The sequence below is a fragment of the Flavobacterium sp. UBA7682 genome, assembly GCF_002482945.1.
In the GTDB taxonomy this organism is placed as follows: domain Bacteria; phylum Bacteroidota; class Bacteroidia; order Flavobacteriales; family Flavobacteriaceae; genus Flavobacterium.
On sequence record NZ_DLGY01000046.1, the window covers coordinates 92,402 to 111,364 of the forward strand.

The 18,963-nt window shown below is 37.0% G+C and carries 19 protein-coding genes; 14 read left to right on the forward strand and 5 right to left on the reverse strand.

Features of this window, described 5'->3' with window-relative positions; genetic code table 11:
• Positions 1 to 11: 11 nt before the first annotated feature.
• Positions 12 to 641, reverse strand: a complete 630-nt coding sequence (locus B3C16_RS14185) for a response regulator transcription factor (protein WP_121311819.1) — start codon at positions 639 to 641, stop codon at positions 12 to 14.
• A gap of 81 nt (positions 642 to 722) precedes the next feature.
• Entirely contained in the window at positions 723 to 1,529 is an 807-nt protein-coding gene (gene nadE, locus B3C16_RS14190; protein ID WP_291132793.1) for an NAD(+) synthase, read from the reverse strand.
• A 97-nt stretch (positions 1,530 to 1,626) separates the two neighbouring features.
• Between nadE and gldB the strand changes: the two genes are divergently transcribed.
• On the forward strand, positions 1,627 to 2,589 hold the full coding sequence (gene gldB, locus B3C16_RS14195; protein ID WP_291132795.1) for a gliding motility lipoprotein GldB: 963 nt from the start codon (positions 1,627 to 1,629) through the stop codon (positions 2,587 to 2,589).
• Entirely contained in the window at positions 2,582 to 2,917 is a 336-nt protein-coding gene (gldC, locus tag B3C16_RS14200; protein WP_199717082.1) for a gliding motility protein GldC, read from the forward strand. Before gldB ends, gldC begins: the two co-directional genes overlap by 8 nt.
• A gap of 5 nt (positions 2,918 to 2,922) precedes the next feature.
• Here gldC and B3C16_RS14205 read toward each other — a convergent pair whose 3' ends face one another.
• The 3 genes from B3C16_RS14205 to B3C16_RS14215 are packed head-to-tail and all read right to left on the reverse strand — an operon-like array spanning position 2,923 to position 4,928.
• A complete protein-coding gene (locus tag B3C16_RS14205; protein ID WP_121311817.1) occupies positions 2,923 to 3,501 on the reverse strand; it encodes a hypothetical protein in 579 nt (192 codons plus the stop codon).
• A 3-nt stretch (positions 3,502 to 3,504) separates the two neighbouring features.
• Positions 3,505 to 4,122: a ribosome biogenesis GTP-binding protein YihA/YsxC gene (gene yihA / locus B3C16_RS14210; protein WP_121311816.1), complete on the reverse strand. Its 618-nt coding sequence runs from the start codon at positions 4,120 to 4,122 to the stop codon at positions 3,505 to 3,507.
• Between the two features lie 41 nt (positions 4,123 to 4,163).
• Positions 4,164 to 4,928 (reverse strand): alpha/beta fold hydrolase, encoded by a 765-nt coding sequence (locus B3C16_RS14215; RefSeq protein ID WP_121311815.1) that lies wholly within the window; start codon positions 4,926 to 4,928, stop codon positions 4,164 to 4,166.
• 391 nt (positions 4,929 to 5,319) lie between these two features.
• Here B3C16_RS14215 and mraZ point away from each other — a divergent pair, with 391 nt between their 5' ends.
• From mraZ to ftsA, 12 genes are read left to right on the forward strand one after another with little or no spacing between them, the layout of a single operon-like run.
• The gene (gene mraZ, locus B3C16_RS14220) at positions 5,320 to 5,793 is read left to right on the forward strand and encodes a division/cell wall cluster transcriptional repressor MraZ (protein WP_121311814.1); all 474 of its coding nucleotides are present in this window, start codon (positions 5,320 to 5,322) and stop codon (positions 5,791 to 5,793) included.
• On the forward strand, positions 5,768 to 6,676 hold the full coding sequence (gene rsmH / locus B3C16_RS14225; RefSeq protein ID WP_199717080.1) for a 16S rRNA (cytosine(1402)-N(4))-methyltransferase RsmH: 909 nt from the start codon (positions 5,768 to 5,770) through the stop codon (positions 6,674 to 6,676). The genes mraZ and rsmH overlap by 26 nt, the downstream gene beginning before the upstream one ends.
• Complete coding sequence (locus B3C16_RS14230) at positions 6,673 to 7,020, forward strand: FtsL-like putative cell division protein (RefSeq protein WP_121311813.1); 348 nt, start codon at positions 6,673 to 6,675, stop codon at positions 7,018 to 7,020. The genes rsmH and B3C16_RS14230 overlap by 4 nt, the downstream gene beginning before the upstream one ends.
• Positions 7,011 to 9,020: a penicillin-binding protein gene (locus B3C16_RS14235; protein ID WP_291132800.1), complete on the forward strand. Its 2,010-nt coding sequence runs from the start codon at positions 7,011 to 7,013 to the stop codon at positions 9,018 to 9,020. Before B3C16_RS14230 ends, B3C16_RS14235 begins: the two co-directional genes overlap by 10 nt.
• A complete protein-coding gene (locus tag B3C16_RS14240; protein ID WP_199717078.1) occupies positions 9,017 to 10,480 on the forward strand; it encodes a UDP-N-acetylmuramoyl-L-alanyl-D-glutamate--2,6-diaminopimelate ligase in 1,464 nt (487 codons plus the stop codon). Before B3C16_RS14235 ends, B3C16_RS14240 begins: the two co-directional genes overlap by 4 nt.
• 4 nt (positions 10,481 to 10,484) lie before the next feature.
• Complete coding sequence (gene mraY / locus B3C16_RS14245; RefSeq protein WP_291132803.1) at positions 10,485 to 11,705, forward strand: phospho-N-acetylmuramoyl-pentapeptide-transferase; 1,221 nt, start codon at positions 10,485 to 10,487, stop codon at positions 11,703 to 11,705.
• Positions 11,705 to 13,039: a UDP-N-acetylmuramoyl-L-alanine--D-glutamate ligase gene (murD, locus tag B3C16_RS14250; protein WP_121311810.1), complete on the forward strand. Its 1,335-nt coding sequence runs from the start codon at positions 11,705 to 11,707 to the stop codon at positions 13,037 to 13,039. Before mraY ends, murD begins: the two co-directional genes overlap by 1 nt.
• A gap of 7 nt (positions 13,040 to 13,046) precedes the next feature.
• Positions 13,047 to 14,372 carry an FtsW/RodA/SpoVE family cell cycle protein gene (locus tag B3C16_RS14255; protein WP_121311809.1) on the forward strand — a complete coding sequence of 442 codons (1,326 nt, stop codon included), beginning with the start codon at positions 13,047 to 13,049 and terminating at the stop codon, positions 14,370 to 14,372.
• 3 nt (positions 14,373 to 14,375) lie between these two features.
• Complete coding sequence (murG, locus tag B3C16_RS14260) at positions 14,376 to 15,470, forward strand: undecaprenyldiphospho-muramoylpentapeptide beta-N-acetylglucosaminyltransferase (RefSeq protein WP_291132805.1); 1,095 nt, start codon at positions 14,376 to 14,378, stop codon at positions 15,468 to 15,470.
• Positions 15,471 to 15,502: 32 nt separating this feature from the next.
• A complete protein-coding gene (murC, locus tag B3C16_RS14265; RefSeq protein ID WP_291132807.1) occupies positions 15,503 to 16,843 on the forward strand; it encodes a UDP-N-acetylmuramate--L-alanine ligase in 1,341 nt (446 codons plus the stop codon).
• Positions 16,840 to 17,562 carry a cell division protein FtsQ/DivIB gene (locus B3C16_RS14270; protein WP_121311806.1) on the forward strand — a complete coding sequence of 241 codons (723 nt, stop codon included), beginning with the start codon at positions 16,840 to 16,842 and terminating at the stop codon, positions 17,560 to 17,562. The genes murC and B3C16_RS14270 overlap by 4 nt, the downstream gene beginning before the upstream one ends.
• Before the next feature lie 6 nt (positions 17,563 to 17,568).
• Positions 17,569 to 18,948, forward strand: a complete 1,380-nt coding sequence (ftsA, locus tag B3C16_RS14275; RefSeq protein WP_121311805.1) for a cell division protein FtsA — start codon at positions 17,569 to 17,571, stop codon at positions 18,946 to 18,948.
• Positions 18,949 to 18,963 lie beyond the last annotated feature (15 nt).

An 18,963-nucleotide genomic window follows, 5' to 3' on the forward strand; every position in this document is an offset into this window, starting at 1 on the left:
GGTTTTTAGTTTTAAACGATTTCCAAAGTCTTAGCTTTATTAACAAGGTCTACCAAGTTAGTCACATTTAGCTTCGTCAATAAACGAAGTTTATAAGTACTGATGGTTTTCTCATTAAGCGTTAAGATTTTTGCAATCTCGTTGTTTTTCTTGCCGTCGCTTAAGAAACGCAATACCTCAATCTCTCTGTTCGAAAGTTTTCGGTACAAACGCTCTGATTTGTTCTGCTTAGCAATCAACGCTAGGTTTCTCTTGATCTCTTCATTTAGGATAATCTGTCCTTGACTTACTTTGACAATGGTGATCCCTAAATTTTCAAGCTTTGATGTCTTATGAACATATCCTGCACAACCTGCTTTAATAGCGTTAGGCGCATAAATGTGTTCTGACAAACTACTGAAGACGACAACTTTAGTTTTTGGAAAATTTCTGATGATTGACTTGAGTTCATAAATACTCTTTAATCCTTCAAGCTCTAAATCGATGATTAAGACGTCAATTTCTTTGTTTCTTAAAGCATCGGGAACCATAAAAAAATTTCCTACGTTGGAAACGATGCTTATTTCAGGGTGATCCTTGAAGTAAGCTTTCATTCCAAAGTGTACAACCGGAAAGTTATCCGCAATACATACATTTATCATAATTGTGGTATTTGATAAAAATTAATAGAAATTACTGTAAAGTTAAAAAATTATATTCAAAAAATGTTAACAAAATTGATATTATTTTAAAAAAATTGGGATTATACATACAGGAATTGGATTCATTTTGTGTTGATTTATTGTATTTAACTTCTTATAAATCTCAAAAACTTCTTTCTCTCTTCCTGAAAAATCCTCACTTTTTTTGTTGTTTTCTGTTTCTAACATCGCCCATTCTAATTCGTCATAACTCGCTCCCAATTGGTCTTCATCGGTTCTTGAATCGCCAAACAAACCATCGGTTGGTGCTGCATTTTGTATCGACTTCGGTATTTCTAAATATTCTCCCAAAGCATATACATCACTCTTCATTAAATCGGCAATCGGACACAAATCAACACCGCCATCGCCATATTTGGTGTAAAATCCAACCCCAAAATCCTCAACTTTATTTCCTGTCCCGGCAACTAACAAGCCATGAATTCCGGCAAAATAATATAACGTTGTCATTCGCAATCGTGCTCTTGTATTGGCTAACGAGAGATTAAACTTGGTTTCATTATCCGAATGAGGGACGGCTTTCTTGAATGCTTCAAAAACTTCAGTTAAATTGGTTTCTGCATTTTGAACATTCGGAAAACGCTCTTTCAACTGTTCAATGTGTTCTCTACCACGGCTTACTTGATTTGGGTCTTGGTGAATAGGCATTTCGATACACAAAGTTGTTAATCCGGTTTGGGCACACAATGTTGAGGTTACGGCCGAATCAATACCACCAGAAATACCAATCACAAAACCATTTACTTTTGCTTTTGTAGCATAATCCTTTAACCATGTAACAATATGGGTATTAGTTTCCCCTACTTTGATTTTACTTTTTTTAGCCATTTTTTTATGAAAGTTTTTAGAAACGGAAATGTATATTTGCAAATGTAAAAAAATCACAAACTTTTCAGTCCCATTTTGGTCATATAAATTCTCTGTAATGAAAAAGTATTTTGCAATAATAACGTTGGTTTTTCTGCTGGTTTCTTGTGATAAGAAATCTAAAGTAGAAAAAGCAGTTGAAGAAATTCCGGTGGCTTTAAAAGTCAATCGATTTGATCAAGCTTTCTTTGAAGCTTCTCCAAAAGACCTGCCTAATTTAAAAGCCGAATACCCATTTTTCTTTCCGGAAGGATTTGATGATAAGGTTTGGATTGAAAAAATGCAAAACAAAGATTGGAAAGATCTGTATGCGGAAGTGCAAAAAAAATACCCGGATTTCGGCAAACAAACATCCGAAATTGAAGATTTGTTCAAACACCTCAAATACTATTTTCCGGAAACTGTTTTGCCTAGAGTCTACACTGTAATTGGTGAAATGGATTATAACAGTAAAGCGATTTATGCCAATGATAAATTGATAATTGCTTTGGAATTGTATCTCGGGAAAGATGTGAAATTTTATACTTTTCCGGAATATTTGAGACAGAATTTTGAAGAACGACAAATGATGCCGGATATCGTAACAAGTTACGCTATGAGAAAAATTCCGCCACCTACTGACAAAACATTATTGTCTGAAATGATTTATTATGGTAAAGAATTATATTTAAAAGATTTAGTACTTCCCAATCATACAGATGCTGAAAAAATTGGTTACTTGCCTGAGAAAATAAATTGGTGTCAGGAAAACGAAAGTTACATTTGGCGCTTTTTTATAGAAGAAGATTTGCTTTTCAGTTCTGATTCACGATTGGCAAATCGCTTTATCAATTTGGCACCGTTTTCTAAATTCTTTCTTGAAATTGATAACGAATCTCCCGGCAGAGTTGGGCAATGGATTGGTTGGCAAATTGTTCGTTCCTTTATGGAAAATAATGAAGTGAGTTTGCAAGACATGCTGAAAATGGACGCTAAAGAATTATTTGAAAAATCAAAATACAAACCTAAAAAGAATGAGTAATACCATAAAATCCGAAATAAAATTCAATGTCGAATTAGATGAAAACCGCGTACCCGAAAAACTAACATGGACAGCCCAAGATGGCGGCGTTGATGAAGAAGAGGCGAAAGCGATGATGCTTTCCATTTGGGACAGCAAAGCGCAAGAAACACTTCGCATTGATTTGTGGACCAAAGACATGCCGGTAGACGAAATGAAATTGTTTTTTCACCAAACCTTAGTGGCCATGGCGGATACTTTTCAACGTGCAACTGCCGATGAAAAAATGGCGGATACGATGAAAGATTTCTGTGATTATTTTGCGGAGAAATTGGAGTTGAAGAAATAAAAATGCTAATGAATAGATTTGCTCGCAATATCTTCCCAAATCTTTTTATAACATCCCATAATTACATTATAAATTGGCCTTGAAGTTGCGCTCATATGTTCGTCAATATTTCCTCTGGCTGTTTGGGTGTAGACTATTTTTTCAAGTTTTAAATCATAAACTTCTAATGTTATTTCGGCAAAAGACATTTGCTTGAGATAATAGTCGTGTTCAATTAATTTGAAATTACTGATATCGTTCCTGTTACTTTTGCATTTAACATTGACAAAGTAATCGTAATTGGTTCCAATCTTCAGCTTTTTGAGTTCCTCTTTACTTGGATTTAGATCAATTTTGACCGGAATCAGTAAAGATTTTTCTTGTGAAACAAGTTTCACTCTTTCACTTAAGCGCGAATTAAAATTGGTGTAGACCAATTCTGTTAGTTTGTCTTTATAAAACGGATTGATTTCGATGTTTCCGATTAACCATTTTCCTTCTTGAAAATCTAGGCCATTTGTTCTATCGCTGTTGTATAAAGTAAAATGATTCAAGTTGCAACCTGTTGAAATAACAAGTGTTAACAGAATGAATATTTTTTTCATAAATTATAAATCCCCACTTTTAAACATTTCTTCATTTACACTGTCAATAAAGCCCAAAACAGCATCTCTACCAGTGGTTTCAGTTGCTGAGGTTACAAAGTGTTGCGGCATTTCTTCCCAGTTATTGGCCAAAAGTGCTTTTCTATACGCAGCAATGTGAGAATCAATTTTGCCTCTACTGATTTTATCGGCTTTGGTAAAAATGATGCAAAACGGTATTTCAATTTCACCTAAATAGGTAATGAATTCCAAATCAATTTTCTGTGCTTCCAATCGGATGTCGATTAAAACAAACGCGCAAACCAATTGTTCTCTTTTTTCAAAATAATCGGTGATAAACTCCTGAAAAACTTCTTTGGTTTTTTTGGAAACTCGAGCATATCCATAACCCGGTAAATCGACTAAGAACCAATTCAAATTGATTTTAAAGTGATTGATTAACTGCGTTTTTCCTGGTTTTCCGGAGGTTTTAGCCAAATTTTTATGGTTGGTCAACATGTTAATCAAAGACGATTTTCCCACATTGGAACGACCAATAAAAGCATATTCCGGCAAAGGTTCTTTCGGACATTTGCTCACGTCAGAATTACTGATGATAAATTCGGCACTGGTAATTTTCATTGGATTTTATTAAAATAAAAAAGTCCCAAAAGGACTTTTGTTTATAAATGAACTTCTTTTAACCATTCATGTAATAATCGGTTAAATTCGTCCGGATGTTCCATCATTGCAGCATGACCACATTTGTCAATCCAATACAATTCAGAATTGGGCATTAATTTGTGGAATTCTTCAGCTACTTCCGGTGGTGTAACTTGGTCATTTTTACCCCAAATGATACAAGTTTTTACATGCATTTTAGGTAAATCTTTAGCCATATTGTGGCGAATCGCACTTTTGGCAATCGTCAAGGTTTTAATCACTTTGATACGGTCATTCACCACCGAAAAAACTTCGTCAACAATTTCTTTTGTGGCTACATTTGGGTCGTAAAAAACCGCTTCAGCTTTCTTTTTGATATACTCATAATCACCGCGCTTTGGGTAACTGTCACCCATGGCACTTTCGTAAAGACCTGAACTTCCTGTAATTACTAATCCTGCAACTTTTTCCGGGTACATTTTGGAATGGTACAAAGCAATATGTCCGCCAAGCGAATTTCCAAGAAGAATAACGCGGTCAAAACCTTTAAAAGTAATAAAATCTTTTACATATCTGGCAAAAGCCTTGACATTGGTTTTTAAGATGTTTTGGGTGTAAATGGGCAACTCGGGAATAACTACTTTATAACCTAGTGAGGAAAAGTAATTGGCAACACCGCTAAAATTACTCAATCCGCCCATCAATCCATGTAAAACAACGATTGGCGTACCTTCTCCAGCTTCGAAATAGGAATACTTGCCCTCTTTTTTAAAATTTCCTTCCATGTAATTTTTTTGACTTTTTACCTTGGCAACAAATATATGATTTTAAAGATAAAAATAGCTTCATGGCAGGAATATTTACTACTAAAAGGTAGTTTTTCATCAACAAATTTTAAAAAAATCAGTTTGTTAATTATAAAAATTTACCCATCTATTCTCAAGCCAATAAAATCAATTTTATGCAATAAAAACCCTTAAAATGAGTTTTTTATATTTTATTTTCTTCTCAAATCTAAATTCATTAAACATTCATCAAGAATTCGTTGAGGATGAATTTATTGCGTTTTTGACCGAAAAGGGAATGAAGTGGTAAAACTTATCAACAAAGTGGTATTTTGTGGTAAATTGTGGTAATTATTTTTATATTTTTGCTGATAACCAAAATTAACTGCAATTGAACTCCATAATCGGAACATATGAGTGCAAAGTTGACGCCAAAGGAAGGTTGATGATTCCTTCGGCTTTAAAGAAGCAACTGGCTAATTCTCTTCAAGATGGCTTCGTCTTGAAGCGTTCTGTGTTTCAACCGTGTTTGGAATTATATCCGATGATTGAATGGAATTTGATGATGCAAAAGATCAACAAACTCAATCGATTTGTAAAGAAAAACAATGATTTCATTCGTCGTTTTACGGCCGGAGTGAAAGTAGTGGAAGTTGACGATTTGGGCCGATTGTTAATTCCGAAAGATTTAGTGGCTTTTGGTCACATTTCAAAAGATATAGTGCTTTCGTCAGCGGTGAACATCGTTGAGATTTGGGATAAAGATTTATACGAGAAATCAATTGCAGGCGATGATATCGATTTTGCTGATTTGGCAGAAGATGTAATGGGAAATATAAATGATGATGACAATGGAATATCATAATCCGGTTTTGTTGAAGGAAACTGTCGATGGCTTGAATATCAAGCCCGATGGAATTTATGTTGATGTGACTTTTGGCGGTGGCGGACATTCAAAAGAAATTCTGAGTCGCTTAGGACCAAACGGAAGATTGTTCGGATTTGATCAAGATGAAGATGCGTTGGCCAATACTTTACCCGATGAAAGATTCACTTTGATTCACGAGAATTTCAGGTATATCAAGCGTTTTTTGAGATTTCACGGGGTGAAAAGTGTCGATGGTATTTTAGCCGATTTAGGGGTTTCGTCTCACCAATTTGATGTTCCTGAAAGAGGTTTTTCTACGCGTTTTGATGCCGATTTGGATATGAGAATGAGCAAAAGAAATGAACTCGATGCGCACAAAGTGATTAATGAGTATGATGATGCCAATTTAAAAAGAGTGTTTTTGGATTATGGCGAATTAAAAGCAGCGCCGGCCATTGCCAGAACCATTATCGAAGCCAGAGAATACAAAAAAATCAATACAACTGACGAATTAAAAATGGTTTTGGCCAAATTTTTACCGGATCAGTTTAAAAATAAAATCTTGGCTCAGATTTATCAAGCGATTAGAATTGAAGTAAACCAAGAGATGGAAGTGTTGAAAGAGTTTTTGGAACAATCACTTGAAATATTAAAACCGGAAGGAAGATTAAGCGTGATTTCCTATCATTCTTTAGAAGATAGATTGGTAAAACGCTTTATGAAAAATGGCTTATTTGAAGGAGAACCGGAACGCGATTTCTTTGGAAATTTTTCAGTACCGTTCAAGTTGGTTGGAAAACTAATTGTTCCTGACGATGCTGAAATCAAAATCAACAACAGAGCGCGTAGTGCCAAATTAAGAATAGCAGAAAAGCGATGAAAAAAGGAGTTTACAGCATATTAAAAGCCCGATTTCTAGTCAATGAAGACGCTACCAAAAACTGGCGATTCATACTGTTTTTGATTCTGTTAGCGATTTTGATGATTGCTAACGAACACAGGTACGATCAAAAGATTTTTAGAATTGCCGAGTTAACCAATGAAGTGAAAGAATTGCGCTCAGAGTTTGTTGACAACCGCTCCGAATTAATGAAATTAAAAATGGAATCGACCGTTTCCGAGAAAATGAAAGAAAGAAATATTTTCCCTTCATCGGTTCCGCCACAAAAAATAAAAATTAAAAAACCGGTAGAAAAAACTTTCTTCCAAAAATTATGGCAGTAGAAGATAAACATATCTCTTACCGAATTTACTTAGTTGCTTTCTGTCTTTTTCTGATGGCTTTCGCAATTGCTTTCAAACTCACCAAAATTCAGTGGGTTGAAGGTGACTATTATAGAAAATTAGCCAAAGAAAGAACAGTGAAGAACTTCGTGATTCCAGCGAATAAAGGGAATATTTATTCCGCTGACGGAAGTTTGCTCGCTACTTCTATTCCGAATTATAATATCAGATTTGATGCAATCGCACCAAAAGTTGAAGATTTTAAAGAAAATGTAAAGCCATTGGCAGATTCATTGGCTAAAATGTTAGGTAAGCCCAGCAGTTTTTACCATTCTCAATTGACTATGGCCAGAAACAACAAAAATCGATATTTACTGGTTGCGCGTGATTTAAGTTATACACAATACATAAAAATTAAGAGTTTTCCCTTATTCAATTTAGGAGCTAATAAAGGCGGAATGATTACCGAACAAGAAACGGTTCGCGAACATCCTATAGGGAAAATTGCGGAAAGAACCATTGGTTACGAAAGAATCACTCCTGATGGAAAACCGGACGGAAAAGGAATTGAATGGTCTTTTAGAAAATATTTAAATGGAAAAGACGGCAAAGTTTTAAAGCAAAAAATTGCCAAAGGACAATGGAAGCCTATTCGTGATGTAAATGAAGTTGATCCGCAAGATGGTTATGATGTGATTTCTACGATTGATGTTTATATACAAGACATTGCGCATCATGCTTTGTTAAAGCAATTACAAGAATTCAAGGCAGAACACGGTTGCGTAATTGTGATGGAAACCAAAACGGGTAAAATCCGAGCGATTTCCAATTTGGGAAAACTAAAAGAAAGCGATTCAACTTATTTTGAAACCACCAATTACGCCATAGCGGAATCACACGAACCGGGTTCGACCTTCAAATTGGTTGATATGATAGCCTTGTTAGATGACGGTAAAGTGGATACGAGTAAAGTGTACGATAGCCGCGGCGGTATTGTGGAATATAGAGGGAAAAAAGTACGCGATTCACACGAAGGCGGTTATGGAAAAATTTCTTTAGGAAGAGGTTTTGAGGTTTCTTCCAACACAGTTTTGGTACAAGCCGTTTATGAAAATTATAAAAACAACCCAAAAGAGTTCGTTGACAGAATTGATAGAATGGGTTTAAACAAGCCGTTAGGATTGCCATTCCAAGGAGAAGGCAAACCTTATATACCGCAACCCGGCGACAAACATTGGAGTGCAATTTCACTGCCATGGATGGCTTTTGGATATGGTGTTTCGGTAACGCCTTTGCAGACTTTGACCTTGTATAATGCCGTTGCCAATAATGGTGAAATGGTAAAGCCACAATTTGTTTCAGAAATCAAAGAGTGGAATAAAGTCATCAAAAAATATAACAAAGAAGTCATCAATCCAAAAATCTGTTCGGATGAAACGGTTAAGAAACTAAAAGCGGTTTTAGAAAATGTAGTCAAAAGAGGAACAGGTTCCAAATTGTATTCCAAAGATTTTTCGATGGCAGGAAAGACCGGAACAGCGCAAGCCAATTACGGTAAAAACAGTGGAAACGACAAACATTATATTTCTTCTTTTGTTGGGTTTTTTCCAGCGGAAAACCCTAAATACTCTTGTATAGTTGTCGTTCACAAACCAAATACTTCAGGCAATAATTATTACGGAGCCGATGTGGCCGGACCGGTTTTCAAACGCGTAGCTCAAAAGATTTTTACCGATGCGCCATCAACGAATGAAGTCAAAAATCTGAACCAAAAAATCGCCAAGCAAGAGAAAGCCTATAAGGTTTACGAAGACAAGTCAAACATAGATGGAAAAACGATTCCAAATGTAAAAGGGATGAGCGGCATGGACGCTGTGGCACTTTTGGAAAATATGAAAGTGAAAGTAAAAGTCATTGGGTTTGGAAAAGTGAAAAGACAATCCATTCAACCCGGTTCCGCTTTAAGTAAAAATCAAATCATCATACTCGAATTATCGTGATTATTTTAAAAGACATATTATACAAAGTTGCTATCGAAGTCGTAAAAGGTTCGACCGAAATGACTATTGGCAAAATAGAATTCGACTCGCGAAAAGTTCAAGAGAATGATATTTTTGTGGCGATTCGCGGTTCGGTTTCAAATGGTCATGATTTTATTGAGAAAGCCATAAATCTTGGTGCCACCGTTATCGTTTGTGATACTTTGCCGGAAGTTATTGTGACCGGAGTGACTTACATTCAAGTAAAAGATACTAATTCGGCTTTAGCATTTTTAGCTTCTAATTATTACGGCAATCCGTCACAAAATTTAAAATTAGTCGGAATTACCGGAACAAATGGTAAAACAACAATCGCTTCTCTTTTGTTCCAATTGTTTAAAAAAGCGGGTTACAAAGTTGGCTTGTTATCGACCGTAAAAATCATGGTCGATGAGACGGAATACAAAGCCACACACACAACTCCGGATTCCTTAACCATCAATTATTATTTGGCGGAAATGAATGCGGTTGGTGTTGAATTTTGCTTCATGGAAGTGAGTTCACACGGTATTCACCAAAAGCGTACCGAAGGGTTACATTTTTCAGGTGGAGTTTTTACCAATTTGTCGCACGACCATTTAGATTATCATCCAACCTTTGCAGAATACAGAGACGTAAAAAAATCATTTTTTGACCATTTGCCAAAAACGGCTTTTGCCTTGACCAATATCGATGACAAAAACGGTCTGGTAATGTTGCAAAATACCTTTGCCAGAAAATTGACTTATGCCTTAAAATCCTATGCCGATTACAAAGCTCAAATCTTAGAAAATCAATTGTCAGGTTTGTTATTGAAAATCAATGAAAATGAAGTTTGGGTTAGGCTGATTGGGACTTTCAATGCTTATAATTTATTGGCAATTTTCGGAACAGCGGTTGAATTAGGATTGGACAAATTAGAAGTATTGCGTTTGCTTTCTGAATTAGAAAGTGTTTCGGGTCGTTTCCAGTTTATCGTTTCCAACCAAAAAATCACAGCGATTGTAGATTATGCTCATACGCCGGATGCTTTGGAAAATGTGTTGAGCACCATAAATGATATTCGTACGAACAACGAAAAATTGATAACCGTAGTGGGTTGTGGTGGCGACAGAGACAAAGCCAAAAGGCCAATCATGGCGAACATTGCAACAAAACTGAGCAATCAGGTCATCATAACTTCCGATAATCCTAGATCCGAAGATCCAATTGATATTATTGCGGATATGGAAAAGGGCGTTGAGCCTCAAAATCACAAAAAAACCTTGTCGATTGTCGATAGAAAACAAGCCATCAAAACCGCTTGTCAATTGGCTAGCCCAAATGATATTATCCTAATTGCAGGAAAAGGCCACGAAACGTATCAGGAAATTCAAGGCGTCCGCCATGATTTTGACGATATGAAAATTGTAAAAGAACTATTAGAACAGCTAAACAAATAAACCTATGTTATATTATTTATTTGAATACCTCGACAAAACCATGGATGTACCGGGAACAGGAGTTTTCCAGTACATTACCTTTCGTTCTGCTCTAGCCATTCTTTTATCGCTGATGATTTCGACCATTTATGGTAAAAAAATTATCAACTTCTTGAGAAACCAACAAGTAGGCGAAACGGTTAGAGAACTTGGATTACAAGGACAAAATGAAAAAGCGGGAACACCAACAATGGGTGGATTAATCATCATTATTGCCACATTGATTCCGGTAATTTTGTTGACCAAATTGAATAATATCTACATCATCCTTTTGATAGTAACCACACTTTGGATGGGAACTATCGGATTTATTGATGATTACATCAAAATTTTCAAAAAAGACAAACAAGGTTTAAAAGGTATTTTTAAAGTAATTGGGCAAGTTGGTTTAGGGCTAATCGTAGGTTCGGTACTATATTTTCATCCGGGCGTAACCGTTAGAGAAAAAGCCACAATTGTTACTAACCAAACAGAGAACATAATTTCTCAAGTACCGGTTGAGCACAAATCAACTACGACAACTATTCCATTCACCAAAAATAATGAGTTAGATTATGCCAAATTTATTGAATGGACTGGCGAAGGATATGAAAACTGGGCATGGTTGATTTTTATTCCGATAGTAATTTTTATCATCACTGCGGTTTCGAATGGCGCCAATTTAACCGATGGAATCGACGGATTAGCAGCAGGAACTTCAGCCATTTCCGTACTCGCGCTCGGAATTTTCACTTTCGTTTCGGGTAACGTTATTCTCTCAGGTTATTTGAATATCATGTACATCCCAAATTCAGGGGAAATGACGGTTTTTATTTCGGCATTCGTCGGAGCGTTAATCGGGTTTCTTTGGTACAATTCTTATCCGGCATCGGTATTTATGGGCGATACCGGAAGTTTGACCATTGGCGGAATTATAGCCGTTTTGGCGATTTCAGTTCGTAAAGAAATGTTGCTACCGGTATTGTGTGCCATCTTTTTTGCCGAAAACTTATCCGTGATTATGCAGGTTTCCTATTTCAAATACACCAAAAAACGCTTTGGCGAAGGGAAACGAATTTTCCTCATGTCGCCATTGCACCATCATTACCAGAAGAAAGGCTATCACGAAAGTAAAATCGTAACCCGTTTTTGGATTGTAGCCATACTGTTAGCAATCGTTTCCATAGTGACTTTAAAATTAAGATAATGCAAAGATTGGTAATACTTGGTGGAGGAGAAAGTGGTGTGGGAACCGCCATTTTAGGAAAGAAAGAAGGATTCGAAGTTTTCGTGTCCGATATGGGAAAAATAAAAGAAAAATACAAAGACGTTCTTAATCAATATGAAATTAAATGGGAAGACGAACAGCACACAGAAGATTTGATTCTGAATGCCGATGTCGTTATGAAAAGTCCCGGAATTCCCGATAAATCGCCACTGGTAAAAAAACTGTTGGAAAATGGAATTTCAGTCATTTCCGAAATTGAATTTGCTTATCCGTTTACCAAAGCCAAAACCATCGGAATCACCGGAAGTAACGGGAAAACAACAACAACAATGTTGACTTACCACTTGCTAAAAGAAGGCGGATTGAATGTTGGATTGGGCGGAAATATTGGTAAAAGTTTTGCTTGGCAAGTGGCCGAAGAAAACTACGATTGCTATGTGTTGGAATTGAGCAGTTTTCAATTAGACGGAATAATACGTTACAAACCTGACATAGCGATTCTGACCAACATTAGTCCTGATCATTTAGACAGATATGAGTACAAATATGAAAATTATATCGCGTCAAAATTTAGAATAACAATGAACCAAACTGAAGATGATTTTTTCATCTATGACGCCGATGACGAAGCGATTTCAGAGTGGTTACAAAACAATAAAACAAAAGCACAATTAATTCCTTTTTCACTATTACAAACTTTTGAAAACGGAGCCTTTATAAAAAACAATATTATGGACATCATCATCAACAACGAGGAATTTGAAATGAAAACAGCGGACATTTCTTTAGAAGGAAAACACAACATGAAAAACGCTATGGCTGCCACTTCTGTCGCCCAATTGATGAAAATCAGAAAGCAAACCATTCGTGAGAGTTTGTCCAATTTTCAAGGGGTAGAACACCGTTTGGAAAAAGTACTGAAAATTCAAAATGTTCAATACATCAACGACAGCAAAGCAACCAATGTAAACGCAACTTTCTTCGCATTAGACAGCATGACAGTGCCAACGGTTTGGATTGTCGGTGGTGTCGATAAAGGAAACGATTACAGTGAGTTGATGCCGTTAGTGCGCGAAAAAGTTAAAGCAATTATTTGTCTTGGTTTAGATAACAAAAAAATCATCGATGCCTTTAGTGATGTAGTAGATATGATGGTGGAAGTGGACAACATGCGCGATGCCGTAAATACTGCGAAACATTTAACCGAAAAAGGTGATGCAGTTTTATTGTCTCCAGCTTGTGCCAGTTTTGATTTGTTCCAAAATTACGAAGACAGAGGAAACCAATTTAAAGTAGCAGTTCAAAATTTGTAATAGTAACATGAAAGAGCTAATTCACAGTTTAAAAGGAGATAAAGTCATCTGGGCATTCGTTGCCTTGTTGGCGTTGTTTTCGTTTATGCCGGTGTTTAGTGCGAGTAGTAATTTAGCTTACATGCGTCACGGTTCCGGAAATGCTTTGACGTATTTGTTAAAACACGGAGCGCAAGTTTTAGTAGGGTTTTTTATTTTATACAAAATTCACAAAGTACCGTATCACTATTTCCGAACGATTTCACGACTATTGTTGCCGGTCGTTTGGGTGTTGTTAATTTATACATTGCTTAAAGGAACCATTATCGATGGTGCCAATGCCAGCCGCTGGATCCAAATTCCGTTTATCGGAATAACGTTTCAAACGTCAACTTTAGCCTCAATAGTATTGTATGTTTTTGTTGCGCGCTATTTGTCCAAAAGCCGTGAAACACCAATCACATTTCAAAATTCATTGTGGGATTTATGGACACCGGTTTTTATAACGGTAGTTTTAATTTTACCCGCCAATTTATCCACGGCAGCTTTGATCTTTTCAATGGTTTTGATGTTGACGTTTATTGGTAAATATCCATTAAAATATATCGGAATTATTCTGGGCGCCGGAATTATCGGCTTGACCTTTTTTATTTTGGTAGCCAAACAATTCCCTGAAGCTTTTCCAAATCGTGTAGATACTTGGATTAACCGTATTGATAATTTCACCACAGACAAACCCGATGAAGATGATTACCAAATCGAAAAGGCCAAAATCGCTATCGCGTCAGGTGGTGTTTATGGATTAGGTCCGGGAAAAAGTGTGCAGAAAAATTTTTTGCCACAATCTTCTTCCGATTTCATTTATGCCATTATTGTTGAAGAATACGGATTGTTCGGAGGTATTTTGGTATTGTGTATGTACTTGCTTTTGTTGTTCCGATTTGTCGTTGCGGCTCACAAATCCAATTCGCTTTTCGGAAAACTCGTCGTCATCGGTTTGGGTTTCCCGATTATTTTTCAAGCAATGACCAATATGGCGGTCGCAGTAGAATTATTACCGGTAACCGGACAAACATTACCCTTGATTAGTAGTGGAGGAAGTTCCATTTGGATGACTTGTATCGCACTCGGAATTATTTTAAGTGTGACCAAAAAAGAAGAAGAAATTGCAGAGGAATTAGCTGAAAAACAAAAGAGAGAAGATGCTTTACAACGCATGATTGACAAGCAATTGCAAGAAGAGGAAGAAGCTGACTCGAGCCAGAATGGCGAACAGGCGAAGCAAAAAATAGAACTGGAAGGTTTTTCAATCGAAGACAAAGCCAATCCATTGGAACCAATTTTGAAGAAATAACAAATGAGTAAATTAAAATTCATATTAAGCGGCGGCGGAACAGGCGGACACATTTATCCGGCGGTTGCGATTGCCAATGAATTAAAGTCTCGATTTCCGGAAGCGGAATTTCTTTTTGTAGGCGCCAAAGACAAAATGGAAATGCAAAAAGTGCCTCAAGCTGGATATAAAATCAATGGTCTTTGGATTGCCGGTTTGCAACGAAAATTGACCTTACAAAACGCCATGTTTCCCTTAAAATTGGTAAGTAGTCTTTTGACTTCGCGCCAAATTTTAAAAAGTTTCAAACCCGATGTGGTCATCGGAACCGGTGGTTTTGCCAGCGGACCGTTATTGCAAATGGCCAATAGTATGGATATTCCAACCGTGATTCAAGAACAAAATTCGTTTCCCGGAATTACCAACAAACTGTTGAGCAAAAGAGCCAATACGATTTGTGTGGCGTATGAAAATTTGGAACGATTTTTTCCAAAAGAGAAGATTGTTTTCACAGGAAATCCCGTTCGTCAGGATTTGCTGGATGTGGAAACCAAGACAGAAGAAGGAATAGCTTATTTCAAATTAGATACCAATAAAAAAACCTTGTTGGTTTTGGGTGGGAGTCTCGGGGCAAGAAGAATAAACCAATTAATCGCAAAAGAACTCGATTTTCTTTTAGAAAGCGGTGTTCAGGTTTTTTGGCAATGCGGTAAATTGTATTTCGACGAATACCAACATTTCAACGAAAGAGAGAATGTTCAAGTGGTTGATTTCATTGACAGAATGGATTTGATTTATGCGGCAGCCGATTTCGTGATTTCGCGTGCAGGAGCATCGTCAGTTTCTGAGTTGTGTTTGGTTGGAAAACCAACGATTTTTATTCCGTCACCCAATGTGGCCGAAGACCATCAAACCAAGAACGCGAAAGCGATAGTTGATAAAAATGGCGCCATTCTTTTAAAAGAAAGCGAATTGGATTCAACGTTTGAAACCACTTTTTCAGATTTAATTTCCAATGAAGACTTACAGCTAACTTTAAGCCAAAACATAAAAAAATTAGCCAAACCCAACGCCACAAAAGACATCGTAGAAGAAATAATAAAATTAATAAAATCATAGTAACTCAGCCACTCAGCTACTCAGTAAATAAAATGAATCTAAACCAAATCCATAACGTATATTTCATCGGCATCGGAGGCATCGGAATGAGCGCCTTGGCTCGTTATTTCCAAAACATCGGTAAAAATGTTTCGGGTTACGACAAGACGCCAACCATGTTGACCGACGAGTTGATTGCGGGCGGAATGAACATTCACTTTGAAGACAGTATTGGTTTAATTCCAGAAGAGTATTATGTTGAAAATACGTTAGTAATTATCACGCCGGCTGTTCCCGTTTCGCACTCGGAATGGAATTACTTTTTGGAAAGAAATTATACAGTAAAAAAACGTGCGGAAGTGTTGGGAATCATCACCAAAGACACGTTTTGTTTCGCCGTGGCCGGAACACACGGAAAAACAACAACGTCTAGTATTCTCGGTCATATTCTTTATGAAAGTGGTGCAGATGTCACTGCTTTTTTAGGCGGAATTGTAGAAAATTATCATTCCAATTTAATCGGAAACGGAAAAACAGTTACCGTTGTTGAAGCAGACGAATTTGATCGCTCATTTCTGCATTTGCATCCGGATATTGCTTGCGTAACCTCGATGGATGCGGATCATTTGGATATTTATGGCGATGCAAACGCCATCGAAGATTCATTCAGGGAATTCGCAGACAAAGTAGAAAATAAAAATAATTTATTCGTGCCAAAAGGTTTGCCGCTCGAGGGCTTAACCATTGGAATCGATGAAGAATCAACCTATAAAGCTTTCAACATCCGAATCGAAAACGGATTTTATGTTTTTGATGTGCAAACGCCCTCAGAAACGATTCGCGATTTGAAATTCGGTTTGCCGGGAAGACATAATTTAATGAATGCCTTGATGGCTTTAGCAATGTCTAAGACTTATGGTACCCCAACCGAGTCCATTGCCAAAGCCTTGGCTTCATTCAAAGGAATCCAACGCAGATTCTCCTATCAAATTAAGACAAACGACTTGGTTTATATAGATGATTATGCGCATCATCCGACAGAAATTAACGCTGTGCATCAAGCCGTTCGTGAGTTATATCCGAACCAAAAAGTACTCGCCATTTTCCAGCCGCATTTGTTTAGCAGAACCAAAGATTTTGCTGATGATTTTGCCAAAAGTTTGTCGCAGTTCGACGAAATTTTGTTGTTGGATATTTATCCGGCAAGAGAATTACCGATGGAAGGAATTACGTCAAGTTGGTTGCTTTCCAAAATGGAAAATTCAAATAAAAAATGGGTTGCAAAAGGCGATTTAATTCCGTCAATTTTGGAAAGCAGCGCTAAAATAATTGTCACCATCGGTGCCGGAGACATTGGTGAATTAGTTCCGAAAATTAAATTGGCTTTATCATGAAAGTTTTTACTTGGATAAATATCAGATTAGTATTGATGATTACCCTCGTAATCTTCCTGTTTTCGTTCACTTCGCACCGAAATGCCATGCGGAAAGTAAAGAAAACAGAGGTTGTTTTTGTGGGTGAAAACAGTCTTTTTTTGAAGTCTGAAACGGTTAATAAATTGTTAATAGAAAAAAATCAGGACCTAAAAACTATCAATAAAGATGGGTTAGATTTGAATAAATTGGAAAAGTCTATCAACAATCATCAGATGATTCAAAAAGCTGATGTTTTTGTGAGTGTTGATGGTGTTTTAAAAGCAGTGGTGGAACAAAAAACACCAGTCGGCAGAGTGTTTGACGAAACAGGTTCTTTCTATATTGATTATGAGGGAAATAAAATGCCTTTATCAGATAATTACACCGCCAGAGTGCCACTGTTATCGGGGGAAATTACAGCAGTAAAAAAAGAAAAATTGTCTGAAGTTTTGAAGAGAATAGCCGAGGATGATTTTTTGAAAAAAAATATCATTGGTGTACAAGTTTTGCCTAACGGTAGCTTAATTATGGCGAACAGAAATTACGATTATCAAATCGATTTCGGTATAACAATTAACATCGAAAGAAAATTTAAGAATTATAAAGCCTTTTTTCAGAAGGCGGTTTTAGATAGCACTTTGGACCAGTACCGAAGAATTAATTTGAAGTTTACCAAGCAAGTGGTGTGCATTAAATAGAAGATTATGGAAAAAGAGAATATTGCAGTCGGATTAGACATTGGGACAACCAAGATTGTGGCCATGATTGGCAAGAAGAATGAGTATGGAAAGTTGGAAATTTTAGGTGTCGGTAAATCGAAAAGTCTCGGAGTGGCTCGTGGTGTTGTAAATAATATTACCCAAACGATTCAGTCAATTCAACAAGCAGTTCTTGAAGCAGAAAATAATTCAGGTTACAAAATAAACGATGTGGTAGTGGGCATTGCCGGACAACACATTCGCAGCATACAACACACCGATTACGTTATCAGAACAAATCCTGAAGAAGTAATCAGCGGAAGAGATATCCAATTGCTAATCGACCAAGTTAACAAATTAGCGATGCTTCCGGGAGAAGAGATTATCCACGTTTTGCCACAAGAATTCAAAATCGACGGGCAGTCGGAAATCAAAGAGCCTATCGGAATGTACGGCGGAAGATTGGAAGCGAGTTTCCATGTAGTAGTTGGACAAGCATCATCCATCAGAAACGTTGGAAGATGTATTCAAAGTTCGGGTATTGAATTATCAGGATTGACTTTAGAACCATTGGCTTCAGCAGATGCTGTTTTAAGTCAGGAAGAAAAAGAAGCCGGCGTTGCCTTAATTGACATCGGTGGCGGAACAACAGATTTGGCCATTTTTAAAGATGGAATCATTCGTCACACCGCGGTTGTGCCTTTTGGCGGAAACGTAATTACAGATGATATCAAAGAAGGTTGTTCGATTATCGAAAAACAGGCAGAGTTATTGAAGGTAAAATTCGGTTCAGCTTGGCCGGGGGAAAATAAAGACAACGAAATTGTATCCATTCCCGGTTTGAGAGGAAGAGATCCAAAAGAGATATCGCTTAAGAATTTGTCGAAAATCATTCACGCAAGAGTAGTGGAGATTATCGAACAAGTGTTCACCGAAATCAAAGCTTACGGCCACGAAGATCCGCGCAAAAAATTAATTGCCGGAATCGTATTAACCGGCGGTGGTTCACAATTGAAACACATCAAACAATTGGTGGAATACATCACGGGAATGGACACCAGAATTGGTTATCCAAACGAACATTTGGCAGGCAATTCGGGAGAAGAAATTTCAAGTCCGTTATTTGCCACCGCAGTTGGATTGGTAATGAACAGCATCGAAAACAATTCGAATAGTGCTTACAAAATTGAATTAAAAGAGGTAGCTCAGGAAGCGCCGAAACCAATAGCACAACAACCGGTTTTTGAACCAAAAGAAGAAGAGGTTTCGAATGAAGTAGTAGTAGAAGAAAAACCCGAGCCAGAGACTACTGAAAGTAAAATCAGGCGCTCGTTTTTTGACCGCTATGTAGACAAGATTAAAGATTTTTTAGATAACGCAGAATAGAATAAATACCTAACA